The sequence below is a fragment of the Shewanella sp. GD03713 genome (assembly GCF_029843705.1).
Classification (GTDB): domain Bacteria; phylum Pseudomonadota; class Gammaproteobacteria; order Enterobacterales; family Shewanellaceae; genus Shewanella.
The window spans coordinates 3,862,990-3,881,861 of the sequence record NZ_JAOCIW010000001.1 but is presented as its reverse complement, the minus strand read 5'-3'; the positions used below and the strand labels follow the sequence as shown (position 1 = coordinate 3,881,861).

At 48.6% G+C, this 18,872-nt stretch carries 16 protein-coding genes; 11 read left to right on the top strand and 5 right to left on the bottom strand.

Annotation, left to right across the window (positions count from 1 at the left end; translation table 11 throughout):
• Position 1: 1 nt before the first annotated feature.
• A complete protein-coding gene (locus N5E87_RS17020; RefSeq protein ID WP_279775477.1) occupies positions 2-451 on the bottom strand; it encodes a hypothetical protein in 450 nt (149 codons plus the stop codon).
• A gap of 129 nt (positions 452-580) precedes the next feature.
• Positions 581-1,732, bottom strand: coding sequence for a methionine adenosyltransferase (metK, locus tag N5E87_RS17015; RefSeq protein WP_011621567.1), 1,152 nt, complete (start codon positions 1,730-1,732; stop codon positions 581-583).
• 479 nt (positions 1,733-2,211) lie between these two features.
• Between metK and tkt the strand changes: the two genes are divergently transcribed.
• The 8 genes from tkt (at position 2,212) to N5E87_RS16975 (ending at position 11,972) form a co-directional block, all read left to right on the top strand.
• Positions 2,212-4,206 carry a transketolase gene (gene tkt / locus N5E87_RS17010; RefSeq protein ID WP_279775476.1) on the top strand — a complete coding sequence of 665 codons (1,995 nt, stop codon included), beginning with the start codon at positions 2,212-2,214 and terminating at the stop codon, positions 4,204-4,206.
• Between the two features lie 128 nt (positions 4,207-4,334).
• Positions 4,335-5,351, top strand: a complete 1,017-nt coding sequence (epd, locus tag N5E87_RS17005; RefSeq protein WP_086902639.1) for an erythrose-4-phosphate dehydrogenase — start codon at positions 4,335-4,337, stop codon at positions 5,349-5,351.
• Positions 5,352-5,484: 133 nt separating this feature from the next.
• A complete protein-coding gene (locus N5E87_RS17000) occupies positions 5,485-6,660 on the top strand; it encodes a phosphoglycerate kinase (protein WP_126511843.1) in 1,176 nt (391 codons plus the stop codon).
• Positions 6,661-6,859: 199 nt separating this feature from the next.
• Complete coding sequence (gene fba / locus N5E87_RS16995; protein ID WP_011621571.1) at positions 6,860-7,927, top strand: class II fructose-bisphosphate aldolase; 1,068 nt, start codon at positions 6,860-6,862, stop codon at positions 7,925-7,927.
• A gap of 140 nt (positions 7,928-8,067) precedes the next feature.
• Entirely contained in the window at positions 8,068-8,805 is a 738-nt protein-coding gene (locus tag N5E87_RS16990; RefSeq protein WP_086902641.1) for a DUF481 domain-containing protein, read from the top strand.
• A 240-nt stretch (positions 8,806-9,045) separates the two neighbouring features.
• Positions 9,046-10,515, top strand: coding sequence for a sodium:proton antiporter NhaD (nhaD, locus tag N5E87_RS16985; RefSeq protein WP_086902642.1), 1,470 nt, complete (start codon positions 9,046-9,048; stop codon positions 10,513-10,515).
• 166 nt (positions 10,516-10,681) lie between these two features.
• Positions 10,682-11,431 (top strand): helix-turn-helix domain-containing protein, encoded by a 750-nt coding sequence (locus tag N5E87_RS16980; RefSeq protein WP_086902643.1) that lies wholly within the window; start codon positions 10,682-10,684, stop codon positions 11,429-11,431.
• Entirely contained in the window at positions 11,424-11,972 is a 549-nt protein-coding gene (locus tag N5E87_RS16975) for a hypothetical protein (RefSeq protein WP_126511842.1), read from the top strand. The genes N5E87_RS16980 and N5E87_RS16975 overlap by 8 nt, the downstream gene beginning before the upstream one ends.
• Positions 11,973-12,039: 67 nt before the next feature.
• Here N5E87_RS16975 and N5E87_RS16970 read toward each other — a convergent pair whose 3' ends face one another.
• Together N5E87_RS16970 and N5E87_RS16965 are read right to left on the bottom strand one after the other, a co-directional pair.
• On the bottom strand, positions 12,040-12,564 hold the full coding sequence (locus tag N5E87_RS16970) for a hypothetical protein (RefSeq protein ID WP_126511841.1): 525 nt from the start codon (positions 12,562-12,564) through the stop codon (positions 12,040-12,042).
• Between the two features lie 10 nt (positions 12,565-12,574).
• The gene (locus N5E87_RS16965; RefSeq protein ID WP_164717971.1) at positions 12,575-13,396 is read right to left on the bottom strand and encodes a cytochrome C; all 822 of its coding nucleotides are present in this window, start codon (positions 13,394-13,396) and stop codon (positions 12,575-12,577) included.
• A 444-nt stretch (positions 13,397-13,840) separates the two neighbouring features.
• Between N5E87_RS16965 and N5E87_RS16960 the strand changes: the two genes are divergently transcribed.
• The 3 genes from N5E87_RS16960 to N5E87_RS16950 all read left to right on the top strand — a co-directional run bounded on the left by N5E87_RS16960 (position 13,841) and on the right by N5E87_RS16950 (position 16,589).
• Positions 13,841-14,584 carry a helix-turn-helix domain-containing protein gene (locus tag N5E87_RS16960; protein ID WP_089067065.1) on the top strand — a complete coding sequence of 248 codons (744 nt, stop codon included), beginning with the start codon at positions 13,841-13,843 and terminating at the stop codon, positions 14,582-14,584.
• Entirely contained in the window at positions 14,577-15,107 is a 531-nt protein-coding gene (locus N5E87_RS16955) for a hypothetical protein (protein WP_279775475.1), read from the top strand. Before N5E87_RS16960 ends, N5E87_RS16955 begins: the two co-directional genes overlap by 8 nt.
• Positions 15,108-15,191: 84 nt before the next feature.
• Complete coding sequence (locus tag N5E87_RS16950) at positions 15,192-16,589, top strand: hypothetical protein (RefSeq protein WP_055647408.1); 1,398 nt, start codon at positions 15,192-15,194, stop codon at positions 16,587-16,589.
• Here N5E87_RS16950 and N5E87_RS16945 read toward each other — a convergent pair.
• Positions 16,573-18,807, bottom strand: coding sequence for a PAS domain-containing protein (locus tag N5E87_RS16945; RefSeq protein WP_086902647.1), 2,235 nt, complete (start codon positions 18,805-18,807; stop codon positions 16,573-16,575). The two genes, N5E87_RS16950 and N5E87_RS16945, sit on opposite strands and share 17 nt — an antisense overlap.
• Between the last annotated feature and the right edge of the window lie 65 nt (positions 18,808-18,872).

The following is an 18,872-nucleotide window of genomic DNA, read 5'->3' as shown; positions in this document are numbered from 1 at the left end:
ATCACAGGATTAACCATTTCCCCGTTGGGTAATTACCTTGATAGCCAAAAGGAAGCCGTCCCTGCAAGTACCAAGCTAAACGTTCTTGTGTGAAGTCACATAGCGTGACTTCGGCTAACAATAAGGTGGCTAAGGTATCGGCATCATCTGCGACTAGCGCGCAAATCTCGGCAACGGGCATTATTTTCCACGTTTCCAGATAGGCGGTTTTCGCGATTTGAGCGACGATTTCGCTAGAGACTTGGGGCTTTAATCTGTCGGCTTGTTGATGGTCGCTAACACATAAGCTTTCATAGGGCTCAGTGTAGGTCGGTTCGAAAAAACGGTCGGGATCCCTTTCAAGGCAAGTGGCTATGTCTTCTAAGCTGCCTAAGGTGTTGGCCATGGGCTCGTAATGGCCCACATTGCTAGCCCAAGAACAGGATTGGAGTTGTGCGATTAACGGCTTCATTGAGTCTCTGTCTTTTGCCTAGAGTGAAAGCCATCTTGCTGAGAGGAATGGAGCTAGGCAATACATCCTAAGCATAAAAAAACCGCCCTCAGGCGGTTTTTTTGTGCGAAAGCGTGAGCTTAATGCAGATTATAGACCTGCATCGGCGCGCAGTGCGTCAGCTTTATCCGTCGCTTCCCATGGGAACTCGTTACGGCCAAAGTGACCATAAGCGGCGGTAGCTTGATAGATTGGGCGAGCCAGGTTCAACATTTCAGTCAGGCCGTATGGGCGCAGGTCGAAGTGTTGACGGACTAACTTGATTAAGACTTCTTCAGACACTTTACCAGTACCGAAGGTCTCAACGCTGATAGAAGTAGGTTCAGCCACACCGATAGCGTAAGACACTTGGATCTCACAACGGTCAGCCAGACCCGCAGCTACGATGTTTTTCGCTACGTAACGGGCAGCGTAGGCCGCACTACGGTCAACTTTTGATGGGTCTTTACCAGAGAAAGCACCACCACCGTGACGCGCCATACCACCGTAGGTATCTACGATGATCTTACGACCGGTTAAACCACAGTCACCCATTGGCCCACCGATAACGAAACGGCCTGTTGGGTTGATGAAGTATTTAGTGTCTTTGTTCAGCCATTGTGCTGGCAGAACTGGCTTGATGATGGTTTCCATCACGCCTTCGATCAGATCCGCTTGGGCGATGTCTGGGCTGTGCTGAGTAGACAGTACGATCGCATCGATACCAACAATCTTGTTGTCTTCGTAAGCGAAGGTGACTTGGCTTTTCGCATCTGGGCGTAACCATGGCAGAGTGCCATCTTTACGTACTTCAGATTGACGCTTCACTAATGCGTGGGCATAAGTGATAGGCGCTGGCATCAGAATGTCGGTTTCGTTGCTGGCATAACCAAACATTAAACCTTGGTCGCCGGCACCTTGTTCTTTTGGATCGGCACGGTCGACACCTTGGTTGATGTCTGGAGACTGTTTACCAATCGCATTTAATACTGCGCAAGAATCGGCATCGAAGCCCATATCTGAATGGACATAACCAATTTCACGAACCGTTTTACGGGTCAGCTCTTCAATATCAACCCAGGCAGAGGTGGTCACTTCGCCACCTACTAATACCATGCCAGTTTTGACATATGTTTCGCACGCAACACGTGCTTTAGGATCTTGGGCCAGAATCGCATCTAGCACAGCATCAGAAATCTGATCTGCAATCTTATCGGGATGACCTTCTGAGACCGACTCAGAAGTAAACAAGTGCTTTGCCATAGTAGGAAAATCTCGTCGTTAGCAATCAAACGTGTAGAAGCATCTACATCTAGACGGCTATTTTAGTGGAATTTCCCTTGGTTGACACCCCCTAAACTAAATATTTGTGTGTAAAGTGAGGTAAGCCCCAAATCGGGCTGAGTTTGTGGCGCTGGAGTTTCTGCTCTAACTCAATGAATTGATAGTGGTATGTGGTTTTTGCCTTGGATGAGTAGGGCAGGTTATCGCTGAGCTAAGCTCAAACCAAGGTTGTAGCCTGATTGCTATGGGACTCAATGTGACAAAGGATATAACATATTTGAGTTATTGTATTACAAATATGTTTAATGTGTTTTAAGATGAATTAGCCTAAACCTTCAAAGGTGTAATCCACCAGACTGGACAGTGGAATGCAATTTTCGTTTGCGTCGCTTCGCTATGTAGGGGAAAATATGCGTCCAAATTGCCCGCTAGACCCCACAAATTAAGCAGGAGAGAGCATGTCTTCCCGTAAAGTACTCGCCAACGCAATCCGTGCGTTAAGTATGGATGCAGTTCAAAAAGCAAACTCAGGCCACCCTGGCGCCCCAATGGGCATGGCAGATATTGCTGAAGTGCTGTGGAATGATTTCCTTAAGCACAATCCGAACAATCCGAAATGGGTAGATAGAGATCGTTTTATCCTCTCTAACGGTCACGGATCTATGCTGATCTACTCTTTATTACACCTGACTGGCTACGACCTGCCTATCGATGAACTGAAGCAATTCCGTCAGTTACATTCAAAAACTCCGGGTCACCCAGAATACGGTTACACCCCAGGTGTTGAAACCACCACTGGCCCATTAGGGGCGGGGATCAGCAACGCTGTGGGTATGGCGATTGCTGAAAAAACCTTAGCGGCACAGTTTAACCGTGAAGGTCACGAGATTGTTGACCACTACACATACTGTTTCCTCGGCGATGGCTGCTTGATGGAAGGTATTTCTCACGAAGCTTGTTCTCTGGCTGGTACCTTAGGCCTAGGCAAACTGATCGCATTTTGGGATGACAACGGCATCTCTATCGACGGTCATGTTGAAGGCTGGTTTACCGATGACACGCCAAAACGTTTCGAATCATACGGCTGGCATGTGATTGCTAACGTGGATGGTCACGATAGCGATGCGATTCGCGCGGCTATCGAAGCGGCAAAAGCGGTGACCGACAAGCCAACCATGATCTGCTGCAAAACCATTATCGGTTTTGGTTCACCAAACAAATCTGGTAGCCACGATTGCCACGGCGCGCCATTAGGTGATGCGGAAATCGCAGCGGCCCGTGAATTCTTAGGCTGGCCACATGCGCCATTCGACATCCCTGCCGACGTATACGCAGGTTGGGATGCTAAAGATGCCGGTAACGCCCGTGAAGCAGCATGGAACGACAAGTTTGCCGCTTACGCGAAAGCTTACCCAGAACTGGCTGCCGAATACGAGCGCCGTGTTCTGAAAGGTGAATTACCAGCAGATTTCGAAGCCAAAGCACAAGCCTTTATCCAAGAATGCCAAGCGAAAGGCGAAGGCATTGCGAGCCGTAAAGCGTCACAGAACGCGATTGCAGCCTTCGGTGCGGTTCTGCCTGAACTGTTAGGCGGCAGTGCTGACTTAGCGGGTTCTAACCTGACCCTGTGGGCAGGTTCTAAAGGTATTCAAGAAGATCCAGCGGGTAACTACGTGTACTACGGTGTGCGTGAGTTCGGTATGAGCGGCATCATGAACGGTGTGTCACTCCACGGTGGTTTCATCAACTACGGCGCGACTTTCATGATGTTCATGGAATACGCACGTAACGCAGTACGTATGTCTGCGCTGATGGGCATTCAAAACATCTTCGTTTATACCCATGACTCTATCGGTCAAGGTGAAGATGGTCCAACTCACCAACCAGTTGAGCAATTAGCTAACCTGCGTATGACGCCAAATATGGCGGTATGGCGCCCATGTGACGCGGCTGAAACCGCAGTGGCTTGGAAAGCGGCTATCGAACGTCGTCATGCACCAACATCGCTAGTATTCAGCCGTCAAAACCTGAAGGCTCAAGTTCGTACTGCTGAGCAGTTAGCGAATGTGGCAAAAGGCGCTTACGTACTGCAAGACTGTGCAGGTACGCCTGAGTACATCCTGATTGCAACCGGTAGTGAAGTGCAATTAGCGGTAGAAGCGGCTGCAGCGCTGACCGAACAAGGCAAACAAGTTCGCGTTGTTTCTATGCCATCAAACACTGAGTTTGATAAGCAAGATGCCGTTTACAAAGAATCTGTACTGCCAAAAGCTGTGACTAAGCGTATCGCTATCGAAGCGGCCCATACTGACTTCTGGTACAAGTATGTTGGTTTCGAAGGCACTGTTGTTGGCATGACTACCTTTGGTGAGTCTGCGCCGGGCAACGTGCTGCTGAAACACTTCGGTTTCACCGTTGAAAATGTGCTGAATGCTGCAAAATCACTAGGCTAATCGCTTAGGTGATGAGATTACCGACAAAAGGTTAAACTTTTGAAAGGTTAATCTGTATAATGCGGCCTGCAATCGTTTGCAGGCCGTTTTTGTATATGCAGTATTGTTAAGAGGAAATAAAGACCTCAATGATCCGAGTCGCAATCAATGGTTATGGTCGTATTGGCCGCTCAATTCTTCGCGCTTTATATGAGTCCGGAAAACGTCAGCAAATACAAATTGTCGCAATCAACGAGTTGGCTAAGCCCGAAGCCATCATCCATCTGACCCAGTACGACACTACCCACGGTCGGTTTCAGCCCAGAGTCAAATTAGTCGATGATCAGATGCTGATCGGCGATGACGTCATCAAAATTCTCCATGAACCGGATCCTGCTAAGCTGCCTTGGCGCGAGATGGACATCGATATCGTCTATGAAGCGACTGGCGCCATCTTAGATCGCAACAGCTGCGAGGCCCATATCCACGCAGGCGCCAAACAGGTCTTAATCAGTCACCCTTCTTCTGCCGATGTTGACGGCACTATCGTTTACGGTGTCAACCAAGACTTACTGCGCGCCGAGCATACCGTGGTCTCCAACGCCTCTTGTACGACCAACTGTATCGTGCCCGTTATCGATGTACTGGATAAACACTTTGGTGTGAAAAGTGGCGCGATTACGACTATCCATTCGGCGATGAACGATCAGCAAGTGATTGATGCCTATCATGATGACTTACGCCGCACCCGAGCTGCGGGTCAGTCCATCATCCCAGTCGACACTAAACTTGCCCGCGGTATCGAGCGGATTTTGCCGCACATGAAAGACAAGTTTGAGGCAATTTCGGTGCGCGTTCCCACGATCAACGTTACCGCTATCGATCTTTCGGTAACATTAGATAAAACAGTGGATATTGCGACCGTCAATCAAGTGTTAGAATTGGCCGCCAATGGACGATTTAACGGTATCTTAGGCTATACTGATGAGCCGCTCGTATCCTGTGATTTTAACCATGATCCGCGCTCAAGTATTGTCGATGGCACCCAGACTCGGGTGAGCGCAGGGCAGTTGGTTAAACTGTTGCTGTGGTGCGATAACGAGTGGGGCTTTGCAAATCGTATGCTAGATACCAGTTTGGCGATGATTGCAGCTAAACAAAGCTGAAGATAAGAATTTATACCAATGGGTTAAGCCTAGTGGCCAATTCGACGGGATGTCGAGTGCCGAGTAGCTATCTAAGCTAACCGATTGATGCAAAAACCAGTTTGTTTTTTTGATTATAAAAGGAAGCGTTACCATGGCAATTATCAATATGTCAGATTTAGATCTCCAAGGTAAGCGAGTGCTTATTCGTGAAGATCTCAATGTGCCAGTCAGCAACGGCGTGGTCACCAGTGATGCACGTCTGCGCGCCTCTCTTCCCACTATCGAATTAGCCCTTGCCAAAGGCGCAGCGGTAATGGTGATGTCTCACTTAGGTCGTCCAACCGAAGGTGAATACAACAGCGAATTCTCCATGCAACCTGTGGTCGATTACTTGGCCAAAGCCCTGTCTTGTCCAGTGCGTTTAGCGACCGACTATTTAGACGGCGTTGACGTCGCGGTAGGCGAAGTGGTTGTGTTTGAAAACGTTCGCTTTAACAAAGGCGAGAAGAAAAACGACGAAGCCCTGTCAAAGAAAATGGCGGCCTTATGTGATGTGTATGTGATGGATGCCTTCGGCACCGCTCACCGCGCAGAAGCGTCAACCAATGGTGTTGGCTTACACGCTCCTATCGCCTGTGCAGGCCCATTATTAGCACAAGAATTAGAAGCGTTAGGCAAAGCTTTAGACAACCCAGCGCGCCCATTAGTGGCCATCGTTGGCGGTTCTAAAGTGTCGACTAAGCTGACCGTATTAGAAAGCTTATCTGGTATTGTGGACCAGTTAGTCGTTGGCGGTGGTATCGCCAATACCTTTATCGCTGCGGCGGGCCACAATGTAGGTAAATCCTTATACGAAGCGGATTTAATTGATGAAGCTAAGCGCTTAGTGGCGAACGCCCAAAGCCGCGGTGGCGACATTCCTGTGCCTACCGATGTGGTTGTTGCGGGTGAGTTTAGCCCTACAGCTGCTGCGACCTTAAAAGCGGTCAACGAAGTAGGCGATAGCGACATGATTTTCGACATCGGTCCCGACAGCGCCGAAGCCTTAGCGAAAATCATCGAGTCTGCTGGCACTATCGTATGGAACGGCCCAGTGGGCGTGTTCGAATTCGACCAATTCGGTGAAGGCACTAAGCGTATCGCACAAGCTATCGCTGATTCTAAAGCCTTCTCTATCGCGGGCGGTGGTGACACCTTAGCGGCGGTCGACAAGTATGATATCGCCGATAAAGTCTCTTACATTTCTACTGGCGGTGGCGCTTTCCTTGAGTTTTTAGAAGGTAAAGAGTTACCGGCTGTAGCTATGCTAAAACAACGCGGTGCCTAACACTGAGTTAGGTATTGCGCCATCGCGGCAGGGCGCTGCGATGGCACTAAAGCTTGATAAAAAAATTATAAAAAACCGCTCATTCTCTTAAGAGCATTAACCTGTTCTTGAGTGATTGAGCATAAAAATCCATCCAAACGATAGCGACCTCGGTGACCTAACGTTGATGTGACAGTCACCCTATTATTGGAGTTAAAAAATGGCGTTAATTTCCCTACGACAACTACTCGATCACGCGGCAGAGCATGGATACGGTGTGCCAGCGTTCAACGTAAACAACCTTGAGCAAATGCGCGCCATCATGCAGGCCGCAGAAGCTACAGACAGCCCTGTTATCGTGCAAGCCTCTGCGGGTGCACGTAAATATGCGCGTCCACAATTCTTAAAATACCTGATGACGGCTGCACTTGAGCAGTATCCAGATATCCCAGTCTGTATTCACCAAGACCATGGTACCGATCCTGATATCTGTCAGCGTTCTATCCAATTAGGTATGTCATCAGTCATGATGGACGGTTCATTAATGGCCGACGGTAAAACCCCTGCTTCTTACGAGTACAACGTTGATGTGACTCGTAGAACCGTTGCATTCGCCCACGCGTGTGGTGTGTCTGTAGAGGGTGAAATCGGTTGTTTAGGCAGCTTAGAAACCGGTACTGCCGGTGAAGAAGACGGTGTGGGCGCAGAAGGCGTATTAAGCCACGACCAACTGCTGACCAGCCCAGAAGAAGCGGCACGCTTCGTTGCCGATACCCATGTTGACGCGCTGGCGATTGCGATTGGTACTAGCCACGGTGCATACAAGTTCAGCCGTAAACCAACGGGTGATGTACTGCGTATCGACCGCATCAAAGAAATCCATGCCCGCATTCCTAACACTCACTTAGTGATGCACGGTTCTTCTTCAGTACCTCAAGAATGGTTGCAGATCATCAACCAATACGGTGGTCAAATTCCTGAAACTTACGGCGTGCCATTAGAAGAAATCGTTGAAGGTATCAAACACGGCGTGCGTAAAGTGAACATCGATACCGATTTGCGCTTAGCGTCTACCGGTGCGGTACGTAAATACTTGGCCGAACACCCAAGCGAGTTCGACCCACGTAAGTTCCTGAAAGCCTCTATGGAAGCGATGGCAGATATCTGTACTGTTCGCTACGAAGCCTTCGGTTGTGCGGGTCAAGCTTCTAAGATTAAGCCATTGTCTTTACAAGCAATGTACAAAGCTTATCAGTCAGGCGCATTAGATCCTAAGATCAACCTCTAAGCCTTAACAAACTGCTCTAAAAAGCCCGCCAAAGTGCGGGCTTTTTCTATGCAAAAAATCGTTGAATTTTCATTTTCTAATCGTAAATGTTAGTATTGCCCAGATTTTCAGGGGATTAAACGGAACAGGAACGGATAAACATGAAGAAAGTACTGACCGCAGCGCTATTAATGTCTGCACCATTTATGGCAAACGCGGGAGCCGATTTTGTTAAGGGCGACAAGACATTCGCAGGTGAAGCCGAGCTAGGTGCAACCTTAACCACAGGTAACACCGACACCTCATCCTATAAGGGCCGCTTAAGCCTTAAGCACGAATTAGGTGATTGGGAAAACCAATACCTATTAGAAGGTTTGTATAAAGAAGATACGGGTGAAGTCACGGCAAAACGTTATTTAGCGGGCGCTCAAGGCAACTATAAGATGACAGACCGCAGCTATCTGTTTGCCAACGCTAACTACGAAGTCGACCCTTTCACCGGTTATGACTACACAGTATCAGGCGCGGCGGGTTATGGTCACAGACTCTATGACACCAGCAAGACTTTTCTGGATGTGGAAATCGGTCCCGGTTACATCTATCAGCGCCTCGATTCAGAGCAAGCCCTGTTAGAAGGCACAGATTCGAATGACAGCGTGGTTGCCCACGGCGTGATCAACTTCGAAACTGAAATCACTGAAACCTCAAAATTCCAGCAACGTTTTGTGGCCGACTACGGCGATAAATTAGATGCGCGTTCAGAAACCTCGCTGACAGCCAATATCATTGGCGCCTTAGCGATGAAGTTTGCGATTATTGTGCGCTACAACAGTGAGCCACTGGACGATAAAAAGAGCACTGATACCGAAACGAATATGACCTTGCTCTATTCGTTCTAATCAATGTGATTGATATCAACATAAAAGCACCGAGAGGTGCTTTTTTATTGGCTGTTTTTGGACTAACTTGAAACAAAGTTAGTTAATTCTTTATTAGTTGTATCTGTAGTTATACAAAAATTAATGTTGTAAGCCCCTTTAGTTACCGAGAAATACGTAGAAAGTTGCGTTTTGTCAAAATTTACAGAGCCCGAGCTATGGTAATTTTCGAACTAATTTCCCTTGCAGAGATCAACTTTGATGAAATTACAGCAGTGGTTTAAAAACAGTGGAGTGGCGCTATCTAGCCTATTCTGCGTTGCAATATTGAGCGGATTCTCACCAGCAGTTTGGGCAATGACCGAAGGAACAGAACGGCTCGATTTAACCGCTGCATCAGTGGGGTATATTGCTGTATGCATCTTCGTTCTCGCCTATATTTTGGTGATGGCCGAAGAGGCGCTGCACCTGCGTAAATCCAAACCCGTATTGGTCGCAGCCGGCATTATTTGGGGCATGATAGGTTTTGTATATGTGCAAAATGGCATGTCGGAGGTTTCCGAGGCAGCCTTTAAGCACAATCTACTGGAATACGCCGAGTTATTACTCTTCCTCTTAGTAGCGATGACTTATATCAACGCCATGGAGGAACGTAACTTATTCGATGCGATCCGCGGTTGGTTAGTTGGACGGGGATTTAGCCTGCGCACCGTGTTCTGGCTGACCGGGTTTATGGCGTTCTTTATCTCGCCAGTGGCCGATAACTTAACCACGGCGTTATTGATGTGTGCTGTGGTGATGAAAGTGGGCGCAGGGCAGCGCAAATTTATTACGCTGGCGTGTATTAACATTGTGGTCGCGGCGAATGCGGGCGGTGCCTTTAGTCCCTTTGGCGATATCACCACCCTGATGGTGTGGCAAAAGGGCTTAGTGCACTTTGCTGACTTCTTCCATCTGTTTATTCCTGCCTTGGTCAACTTTGCCTTGCCTGCGGCGATTATGAGCGTGTTTATCCCAAGTTATGTGCCCGAGCCTGAAAAAGAGCAGGTGTACACTAAACCCGGCGCTAAACGTATCGTGGCGTTATTCCTGTTGACCATTGCGACGGCGGTGTGTGCTCATTCCTTCTTCGGCATGCCACCTGTGCTTGGGATGATGACGGGTCTGGGCTTCCTGCAGTTCTTTGGTTATTACCTGCGTAAGACCTTCGATAAATCTGTTGCCCGTGAGCGTGCGAAGGCGGAATTACGTCAGGATAAACAACGGCTACAACAACTTGGTAGCGTAGTGCCCTTCGATGTGTTTAGCCGGATCTCCCGCGCCGAATGGGATACCTTACTGTTCTTCTACGGTGTGGTGTTATGTGTGGGCGGCCTTGGCTTTATGGGGTATTTGAGCTTAGTGTCTGAGGCGCTGTATTCCCATTGGGATGCAACCTATGCCAACGTGGCTATCGGTCTGTTGTCTTCCATTGTCGATAACATTCCAGTGATGTTCGCCGTGTTGACCATGAACCCAGAGATGGCCCTCGGTCAATGGTTACTGGTGACCTTAACTGCGGGCGTTGGGGGCAGTTTGTTATCCATCGGCAGTGCGGCAGGGGTTGCCTTGATGGGACAGGCTAGGGGGATTTACACCTTCGGCGCCCATTTACGTTGGACACCTGTGATCGCGCTTGGCTATATTGCTAGCATTTTGGTACATATGTGGCTCAATGCAGCAATGTTCTAAAAACAAATGAAACACAATGTATCGCTGTTTGTTTTTAGCATTAAATGTTTTATTGATGTGTTTCACAGATTATTCATCTGACCATGTTAGGTGGCATTAAGATCACTGCGTTGTTTTAGCTCGAATTGTATACTCGGCCTCAAGTAAGATGATGAAAGAGGCCGAGATGCAAATAGGCGCTTGTTGGTTTAATGCACAGGAACAAGTGCTGGTTGATTCGGCTTCAGGACGCAGCTGGTTATTGAGTGCGGATGAATTTCAAATACTTTCTCTGCTGAGTGCACAGCGCGGCAAAGTCGTTTCGCGCATGGAGTTGCAGCAGGCGATTCGGCCGCAACTCAAATTGTCTATGCGTGCCGATGACTTGCTCAATAGCACAATTCGTCGCTTAAGGTTATTTCTCGGTGACGATGCGGCGCATCTATTAGTTAATGTTGCTAATCAAGGTTTTATCCTTTACGCCACCCCTAGAAAACAATCTCGTACCGAGCTTAATTCGCCGCTTTTTAAACTAGGTATGCCACAGTTTATGTTGCTGATGCTCTTGACCTTGGCAACCCTGTTTTGGGTTGGCTCTCGGATCTCCCACCCTACGAGCATCGCGCCCAATTATGCGACACAATTACCTATGCATAATGGTGATTTGTCAGAGATCCAATTCTATACGGGGCAGCCGACGGACCATTCGATGAAGCCATTAGTCGAACACTTTCTGGCGCAGGTTTCGGCTTGTGCCATTTTCCCTTGGCAATCCATCGCCGCCACAATCTCAACGGACCAAAAGTTTGTGAGTCTAGTGCTAAAAAATGAAGATGCCGATGGACTGAGATTCGAAACCATCAAGATGATGTCCGAGGATTTTAATGCCGATGTGATTGATGAGTTATGGCTAAAAATGGTGGGGATCTGTGCTTAAATTTTCTGATTTAACGGCGAAAACCCATAGGTTTCGTTTATGGCATGTAGTTGGAATCATTGTCGTTTTATCCAGTATCGTGCTGGGTACTTACGCCATGAGCTTTAACAGTAAGCAACTCAATTTGAGTTGCCAAGCTAAGCTGTACCAATCACCTTTTATGGCCGAGCCACTGCCTGCCTTTAGCCAAAGTTTATCCCTCGATGTGGCGATAGAGGCTAATCACGCTAAGTTAAGTTATCGCTATGCACAGGATGGGCAAGACTTGGCTGCGCTGATTTACCGCGGCAAAGTCAGTGCCTTAGAGCCTGGCACTATGACTTATAAGCTGAATTTAGACCAAGCCAATTTAAAAATGGACCTACTGCAAACCGAAGTGCCCGACTTAATGCGTGCCGAGGTGCGAAAATCCCGCCAAGCCTTATTCGAGCAGGGTAGAATGAGTTTCGATATGCAGATTGTGGATATGGATACCTTAAATGATTTTGTGTTGATTAAGTTCTATCCCAGCGGGCATTTGTGGGCTTGTAGGAGTCATTAATGTCAGCAATAAAAAGGCATCCCATTGGATGCCTTTTTTTGGGGCGATGAAGGGGGGGACTGTGTCGCTACTGAGGTGTCACTTGAACTAATGTCAGTTCATTATTGGCCTTAGCACCATAGATCTGAATCGCGACCTTGATTTGGGACACGGCGCCGCTGGGATCCTGTTGCTGCCAATCGAGACCCGCGATTTCAAACTGATATTGGCCACCCTTGACTTCGGTCAGTTGACCCGTACATTCTCCTTGGCTCTGGCAGCGATAACTTTGGGTCACATGCCAGCGTTTCCAGGCCTTAGGATTGGACGAGGTTTTATCCTTATTAGGGAAACCAAAGTAATAAATGTCATAGCTCTTGGCGGCGGTAATCGCCGCTTGGTTAGCATCGGTTAATGAGAACACTAAGCTGCCGGTGTTGGGGTCAAACTGTTCTACCGCCAGATTAATCTGAGTGGCTTCATCGATACTCACTGTAGTTTCGACCGGCGGCGGTGGCGGCGGAGGCGTGACCTCCTCGGATTTATCATCGTCACTACCACAGCCGACAAGGGCGAGTGTACTTAGGGTTAATGCGAGTAATGGGTATTTCATCACTGCCTCCTTAATTGAAGTGGCCAGTGTGGCACGTGGTGCATTCCATATCGGTTTTAACACTTGCCGCCGAACCTAAGGTGCTGGTGCTGCCGTGGCAGACTTGGCAATCCTGCGCTTCCAGTGAGGGTTTGCTGCCGGGGAGGGCGCCAATATTCTCGCCCTGATAGGCACGGTTTAGCAGTTCCACCAAGTAATAGGCCATAGAGGCCGATAGGCGATAGCAGCGCTCACCCTTCTTGGCAAAGGGCAGGCCAGAAGCCCGTGACCAATTACTGATGGAGGAGTGGCACAGCACACTCATGGCTTTCGATGAGCTACCAACGAGGGCGGTTTTTTCCGCTGTCGAGCCGATACCTGCAACGAACTCAGGGGTCGATAGTGGCAAGGTGGTGTTTTCATAGTAACGGAAGGTATTGGCGATAACCGCGCTATTCTGGCCGTTAATATCATCTAAGATGTTGACTAACATACCGATGGCGTTGAGGTTACCACAAAGTGTGCCTTGGCCTGTGACCCCAGCAAAACCATACCCCGCAAGGGCGGTGGGAATGGTTTTAAATTTGTCGGCATCGGCACTATTAGATTGCGCTAGCATAGTGATAACCGAGTGAAACACTTGGTGCATACAGCCGCCACCCGTCTCGTAGGCAAGTTTTGCTGTTGCCATGGCATCGAGTGGCACATATTTGAGTTTTTCCCCGAGGGCTAATTGATATTGACCGTCGGCATTGGTCGCCGCAAATGCTGACGTACCCATTAAAGTTGCGCCCGCAGCCGCCGTGCTGATACCGATAATGCGAGTTAATGCTTGGCGTCGATTAATGCTCATCATGAATATCCTCTTTTATTAATTACTTTTATTTATCAATCAGTAACCATTGGTTGATGGCATCATTCTAGAAACTGCAGCAATAAATAGTGTGATTTGCGGCCGGGGATATTTGGTCTCCCCAAATCGCTGGCGGTGGGAGAAGAACAATCGTTTTAGCCGATGTTTGCTAAGTGGTTTTGTGGATATGTTCGATTTCAATGTGCATCAACGCACATTATTTGTGGCATTTATGTAAATTTATGCGGATTTATCACCAAGCTAAGCCGCTGCAAATGGCATTTATCGCTGTGAGCTAACGCAGATTTTTGTTTTATGGCGATCCGCTTGCGGGCTGGTTCACGAAATTTAACTATTTGCCGCCTTGGGTTAACGGGATCACAGTAATCATTAGCAGTCTTGCATAGACTTAATTCGATGATTTTACAGGTTGGAGTTTGAGTTATGCAGGTGGGGGGCTGTTGGTTTGACCGTGAGCGTGGCTTACTTGTCGAACAGGCTCGTGATGAATCTTGGCACCTTCCCCGTGCCGAGTTGCAAGTGTTGAGCCTGTTGGTTGAACATCAAGGCAAACTGGTCTCCAAGCATGAGCTGAAGACTGGCGATGGGGCGCATCCTCCTCTTACTGACACTTCGTTAGCGCGGGCGGTCTTTATGATCCGCTCCTTCCTCGGGCCCCAATATGAGGGGCTGATTGAAACCGTCAAAGGCCAGGGCTATCTGCTGCACAGCACCCAAGGACAAAGGTTTAAAAGTTTGCGCTACCCTAGGCTGCAATCCTTACCTTGGTGGAGTGTGTTGCTAGTTTTTGGATTTATGCTTGCGATTTCAGGCTTTTACCTTAGCCGAATCGACCACAGCGTACCGACTCAACCTTTGCTCTCTACCGATTTGCCCTTAGCCTCGGGACAACATATTCGGCTGCATTTGTATGCCAATTCGAAAACCAACAATACCCTATTGTTTGAGTTAGGCGACCGCTTGGGCCAAGGGCTGAGTCGCTGCGGCCACAGTGATTGGTCCGAAGTGTACTCCTCGCTCTCCCACGATAAACAGGTGCTCAACATTACTATGCGGGGTTATAAACTCGGGCAATCGGTGATCCGCAACTTGAAGATCAGCGACTTTAGACGGCCGAAGGAATTTATTGATGCAAACTGGCTGCAGGAGGTCGGGATCTGTGGCTAAGTGGCTCAAGTGGACGATAAATCTCACCATACTCTCGGCGCTAATCGTCGCCTGCGGGGTGATTTACCTGCAATCTGTCTCCAGTAAGGCTGTGATCTTAAATTGCAGCTCCGAGCTGTTTGACCGCCATAGCCAACAAGTGGATGAGGGAAAATTTTACCTCTTGGTCGATGTGTTGATCTCGGCGGACAATGCACAGATCAATTACCGCTACTTTAACCTCGACGGCTCAAGTGCGGGGGCGATTTTGATGCAGGGCGAGGTCAAGAGCATGGAGCTAAACCGCATGACCTACAATGTGTCGGTCAAAACCAAGACTGAGTCCGAAGACGTCGATAAAAAGTATTGGCCCGAGCACATGAAGTACCTTTCTTACATCAGCAGTTTGCACTTCAGTGAGTCTGGTCGACACAATCTCAGTATTGAAGTGCTAGACAGCGATGCCAACCAAGATTACGCGGTTGTCTTGTTTCAGCCGAGTAACACCGTTTGTGGCTGTAGAATCGTCAATAGCCGAATTTAATCAGTGAATTTGCCGCGCTTTCGGTTTAGATTATATTTTCCATGGTGTTAATGCCGACTCTTCCATCTCAATCATAAGGTTGTTGTGTTTAAGATACGTGTCAAACAAGAAGAATCCCTGTCGATTAAGTTCAGCCATCAGATGGAAAAGGGCGATAATCGTCAGCTTGATCTCTATTTCTTTTTACCAAAGGAAATGGGCATAGGCGCGCACACTTTAAACGAAGAAGAGTATTACCACAGCGCTATTGTTGGACGCCGCTCCTACTACTCCGAAGGGCTGCACTTGCCACTGGTGCAAGGGCGCTTCGCCAGTATGAATCGCCGCACGGTGGAAGAATTCCGGCTGTACTTAAACCTATTTGCCTACCAGTTTGCCGTCGCGGTTGAAAACGATGTCAAAGAACTCAATCGTATCGCCGATGTGGCGCACTTCTATCTGGCGCTCGATGAGCTGTGCGAGCAAGTGACGCAACTGCTGAAAAAGTTTCGCCGTAATGAGCCGGGCGATCCTAAATGGAAATCCTATTTCGAGAATGCCGATAACTATCTCTCTTGGTTCTGCGAGCAGCAACTGCTAAAAGTGCTCGCCCATGCCACGCGCACCAGTGATTTTGCCGACATCCAAGAACGAGTCTTGACCCTGTGCCGCAACGAATGCGCTTACCGCGATGCCAACAACTATAACTCGGCGCAGACCAAGCAAGATCCCAACCGAATTTCGAATAAGATGCTGTTATTACGGCGCTTAATTCAGCAAGGTGTGGTACTCAAAGAAGAGTTAAAACCCTTAGGCATTGGCCTTAAAAAGTTTACGACTGGACTTGCGACCGCGTTGGTTATGTTGGTGGTATCGGCGCTGATCATCGAGGCGCAGGGCGTCTTTAGCGGCTTTACCATAGCGTTGGTGCTGACGCTGGCGGTGATTTACGGATTTCGTGAAATCTTTAAGGACGATGTGCGTAATGCTCTCTGGCGCTTTATTCAGCGTGGTCGGCCGCGTTGGAGCCGTATCTTAAGGGATACCACCAGTCAGTCGGTAATCGCTAAGCAATTAGTTTGGCTCGAATTTATGCGGCAACAGGATTTGCCAGAAAAGGTTAACGAAATCCTAAAACAACGGCATAGCCAGAATAAGGTCGATGCCGAAGTCCTGCATTATAAGATTGCCACTCGGGTAAACCATGGCGAGTTTCAGGCGGGATATTCGACGATACAAGAGCAAGTGAACTTTAGTTTTGTGCCCTTTGCCCGCTACTTAGAGCGGGGCAAGGCAAAGATTTATAAGGAAATTGAGGGCAAGATCAGCCATGAGTCGGTCGAGCGTCGCTACCAAGTGAATCTGATTTTAGTGCTGCGGGATGGCCGCGAGGAGCCACAATACGCGCGCTACAAAATCACTATGAATCGCTCGGCCATTATCGAGATCACCCAAAGTCAGTTACCCGATTCCTTTAATCCTCCTGCTAAGGCTGACGAGTAAAGGCCTGGCCGATATTCTGATCGTTATTCTGCTTCGCCCGTTTGAGCGCCACCTCGGCATTGCTGAGGTATTGCTCTAGGCTTTGTCCTTCCTGATAGCTGGCAATCCCAATGCTAATCCCTTCACCTAAGCCATTGCTGTTGAGCTTTTCGATGGTATTGAGGGCGAAGTGATGTGCCGCCGTGGCATCGGTATCTGGTAGTAATAACAATAGTTTACCGAGTTGCCAATGAAGGATTTGGTAATGGGTGGGGATTTCGAGCAAGAGCTCCACTTCCACTTCCTGCTGACGCGTCTCAAGTTGGTCGATATCACTCATATGGCTGAGTAAGCCCTCAGGGTTAATATCCATCACCAGCAAGCTTGAGTGATTGCGGCTTTGGGGTGATAGCGAAGCAAAATAGCGTTCTAAATCGGATAGATGCTGCAAAATGGTGCTGCGGTGCGGCACAAAGCTGCGCGGCTCGGTGCCCCTTAGGCTATCGGCGGCTTGCTCTAAGGTACAGATGATGTAGTCAATCTCACCGTCAGAAGCCACATGGCCCTTCAAGGTGGCCTGTAAACAATTGGAATGGCGCAGATTGGGCGAGCAGAGGATCTGCCCTTGCCATTGACCCTGCATGCTGATTTGGGCGGTGATCCGCTGCCACTGGTTACCCAGATCGTTGGCGAGCAGTGAGGCTAAATCATGGTTTAAATCACCATTAAGTTGCATCAGTTGATCGAATACTGGATTGATTTTTATCAGCTTACCATTGGCATCCGTCAGCGCTGTGGCCACAGTCGTATCGCATAGTAAGTCGCTTAAGAAGGCTTGATTCTGGCAATCGATCATGGCGCTAATATCTTCAAGGGAGACTAACAGATGCGGTAAGCCGCGCCCCAATCTCGGCGCTTGGCGAACGCACACGCTAAGTCTTGAGCCCTTATCATTGTCTAGCGACAGCTTGCCTTGCCATTCACCTTGTCGATGCACTTGGTCGAGCATTTGCGCTAGGGTCAAGTCATCGAGATTAAGGGCGCGTTGCAGGCTGCGGTCTGTGAGTTCATCCTGCGGCACTTGAGTCGCCTCGGCCGCCTTAGGGTTTGCACTGATAATTCGTGCCTGCTCATTGGCGAGGATAAAGCCGATATCATTGTTAAATAATGCATTAGCCACATCAATACTGTATTGGCGCGAGCGATACTGCAGGCGGTACATATGGCTGAGTAAGATCACCCAAGCGGCCAGTAAGGTCAGGATTAGCGCGGCGACGATGACGATGTTCTGCCATTGGGAAAACTTAGAGGCGATATCATCGTTACGAATATAAGAGAGCAAAAAGTACTCGCGTCGCAGTTCGGGCTGATTAGTTAACTCGACTTTGAGGTACACGAAGGTGGCATCTTCACCATGGAATTGGCCAAAGTTGCTCATCGACATTTCCCGCCACAGCGCTGGATAACTCTGGCGCAGACTGGCGCCTAAGGTATCGGGAATATGGGTTAAGGGCGCGAGTTCACTCACGCCGGCATAGAGTAACCCTTGGGTATCTAACACTAGCATCGGTGATTTATTGCTTGAAAATGCAGGCTTTATCGCTTCTAGCATCTGCACAATCGAGTTGTAGGTAATCAAATAACCCATGGAGCTTTGATCGGGTTTCTCAAGCCAAGTCATTTGATACATATAGGGTTCGAGCATGCCATTGAGGGGCACAAACTCTAAGGGTGAGGTAAAGACTTCTTTGCCACCTAAGTTGCGGCTCGAGCCTAACAGGGCGGCAGGTAGCGCGTCCTGACTAAAGTTTGAAGGTGTCGCAAACTTATAATTACCTTGGGGATCGAACAGGGCAATCCCGAGGAGTTCGGGAATATGCTGTACTAACTCCTGCCAACTTGCCTGTAATTTCTGTTGAGACGAAGCCGTTGGATTTTTGAGGTACTGCTTGAGTAATTCGTCTTTGGCAAATAGCTGAGTGCGAAATTGCTGGAAGGCGACCTTATCTGTGATCAGCGTGCCTATGGTTTGTAGTTCGCTATATCTTTGGGTCGCCCATTCTTCCTGTAACCGACGTTCACCTAAGGTGATGATTAAGTTAGTTAAAATAATCATGCCTATCACCAGCATCGATAACTGGCTCGCGACAGCCAACAGGCGTTGGTGAGACCAATGCAGCCCTTGGGTCAATGAAAGTAATGGCGCGAGTGGGTGTAGGTTAGGGTTCTTTTTCAGCATGGGCCGATTTAGGGTTGATTAACTGTTAATTAGGCTATGTTAACACGAATGAAATGTTACGACAG

Coding starts and splice junctions, on each gene's coding strand:
- N5E87_RS16945 (WP_086902647.1), bottom strand. CDS start 18,807: ATGCTGAAAAAGAACCCTAACCTACACCCACTCGCGCCATTACTTTCA.
- fba (WP_011621571.1), top strand. CDS start 6,860: ATGGCGTTAATTTCCCTACGACAACTACTCGATCACGCGGCAGAGCAT.
- metK (WP_011621567.1), bottom strand. CDS start 1,732: ATGGCAAAGCACTTGTTTACTTCTGAGTCGGTCTCAGAAGGTCATCCC.
- N5E87_RS16990 (WP_086902641.1), top strand. CDS start 8,068: ATGAAGAAAGTACTGACCGCAGCGCTATTAATGTCTGCACCATTTATG.
- N5E87_RS17020 (WP_279775477.1), bottom strand. CDS start 451: ATGAAGCCGTTAATCGCACAACTCCAATCCTGTTCTTGGGCTAGCAAT.
- nhaD (WP_086902642.1), top strand. CDS start 9,046: ATGAAATTACAGCAGTGGTTTAAAAACAGTGGAGTGGCGCTATCTAGC.
- epd (WP_086902639.1), top strand. CDS start 4,335: ATGATCCGAGTCGCAATCAATGGTTATGGTCGTATTGGCCGCTCAATT.
- N5E87_RS16970 (WP_126511841.1), bottom strand. CDS start 12,564: ATGAAATACCCATTACTCGCATTAACCCTAAGTACACTCGCCCTTGTC.
- N5E87_RS16980 (WP_086902643.1), top strand. CDS start 10,682: ATGCAAATAGGCGCTTGTTGGTTTAATGCACAGGAACAAGTGCTGGTT.
- N5E87_RS16960 (WP_089067065.1), top strand. CDS start 13,841: ATGCAGGTGGGGGGCTGTTGGTTTGACCGTGAGCGTGGCTTACTTGTC.
- N5E87_RS17000 (WP_126511843.1), top strand. CDS start 5,485: ATGGCAATTATCAATATGTCAGATTTAGATCTCCAAGGTAAGCGAGTG.
- N5E87_RS16965 (WP_164717971.1), bottom strand. CDS start 13,396: ATGAGCATTAATCGACGCCAAGCATTAACTCGCATTATCGGTATCAGC.
- tkt (WP_279775476.1), top strand. CDS start 2,212: ATGTCTTCCCGTAAAGTACTCGCCAACGCAATCCGTGCGTTAAGTATG.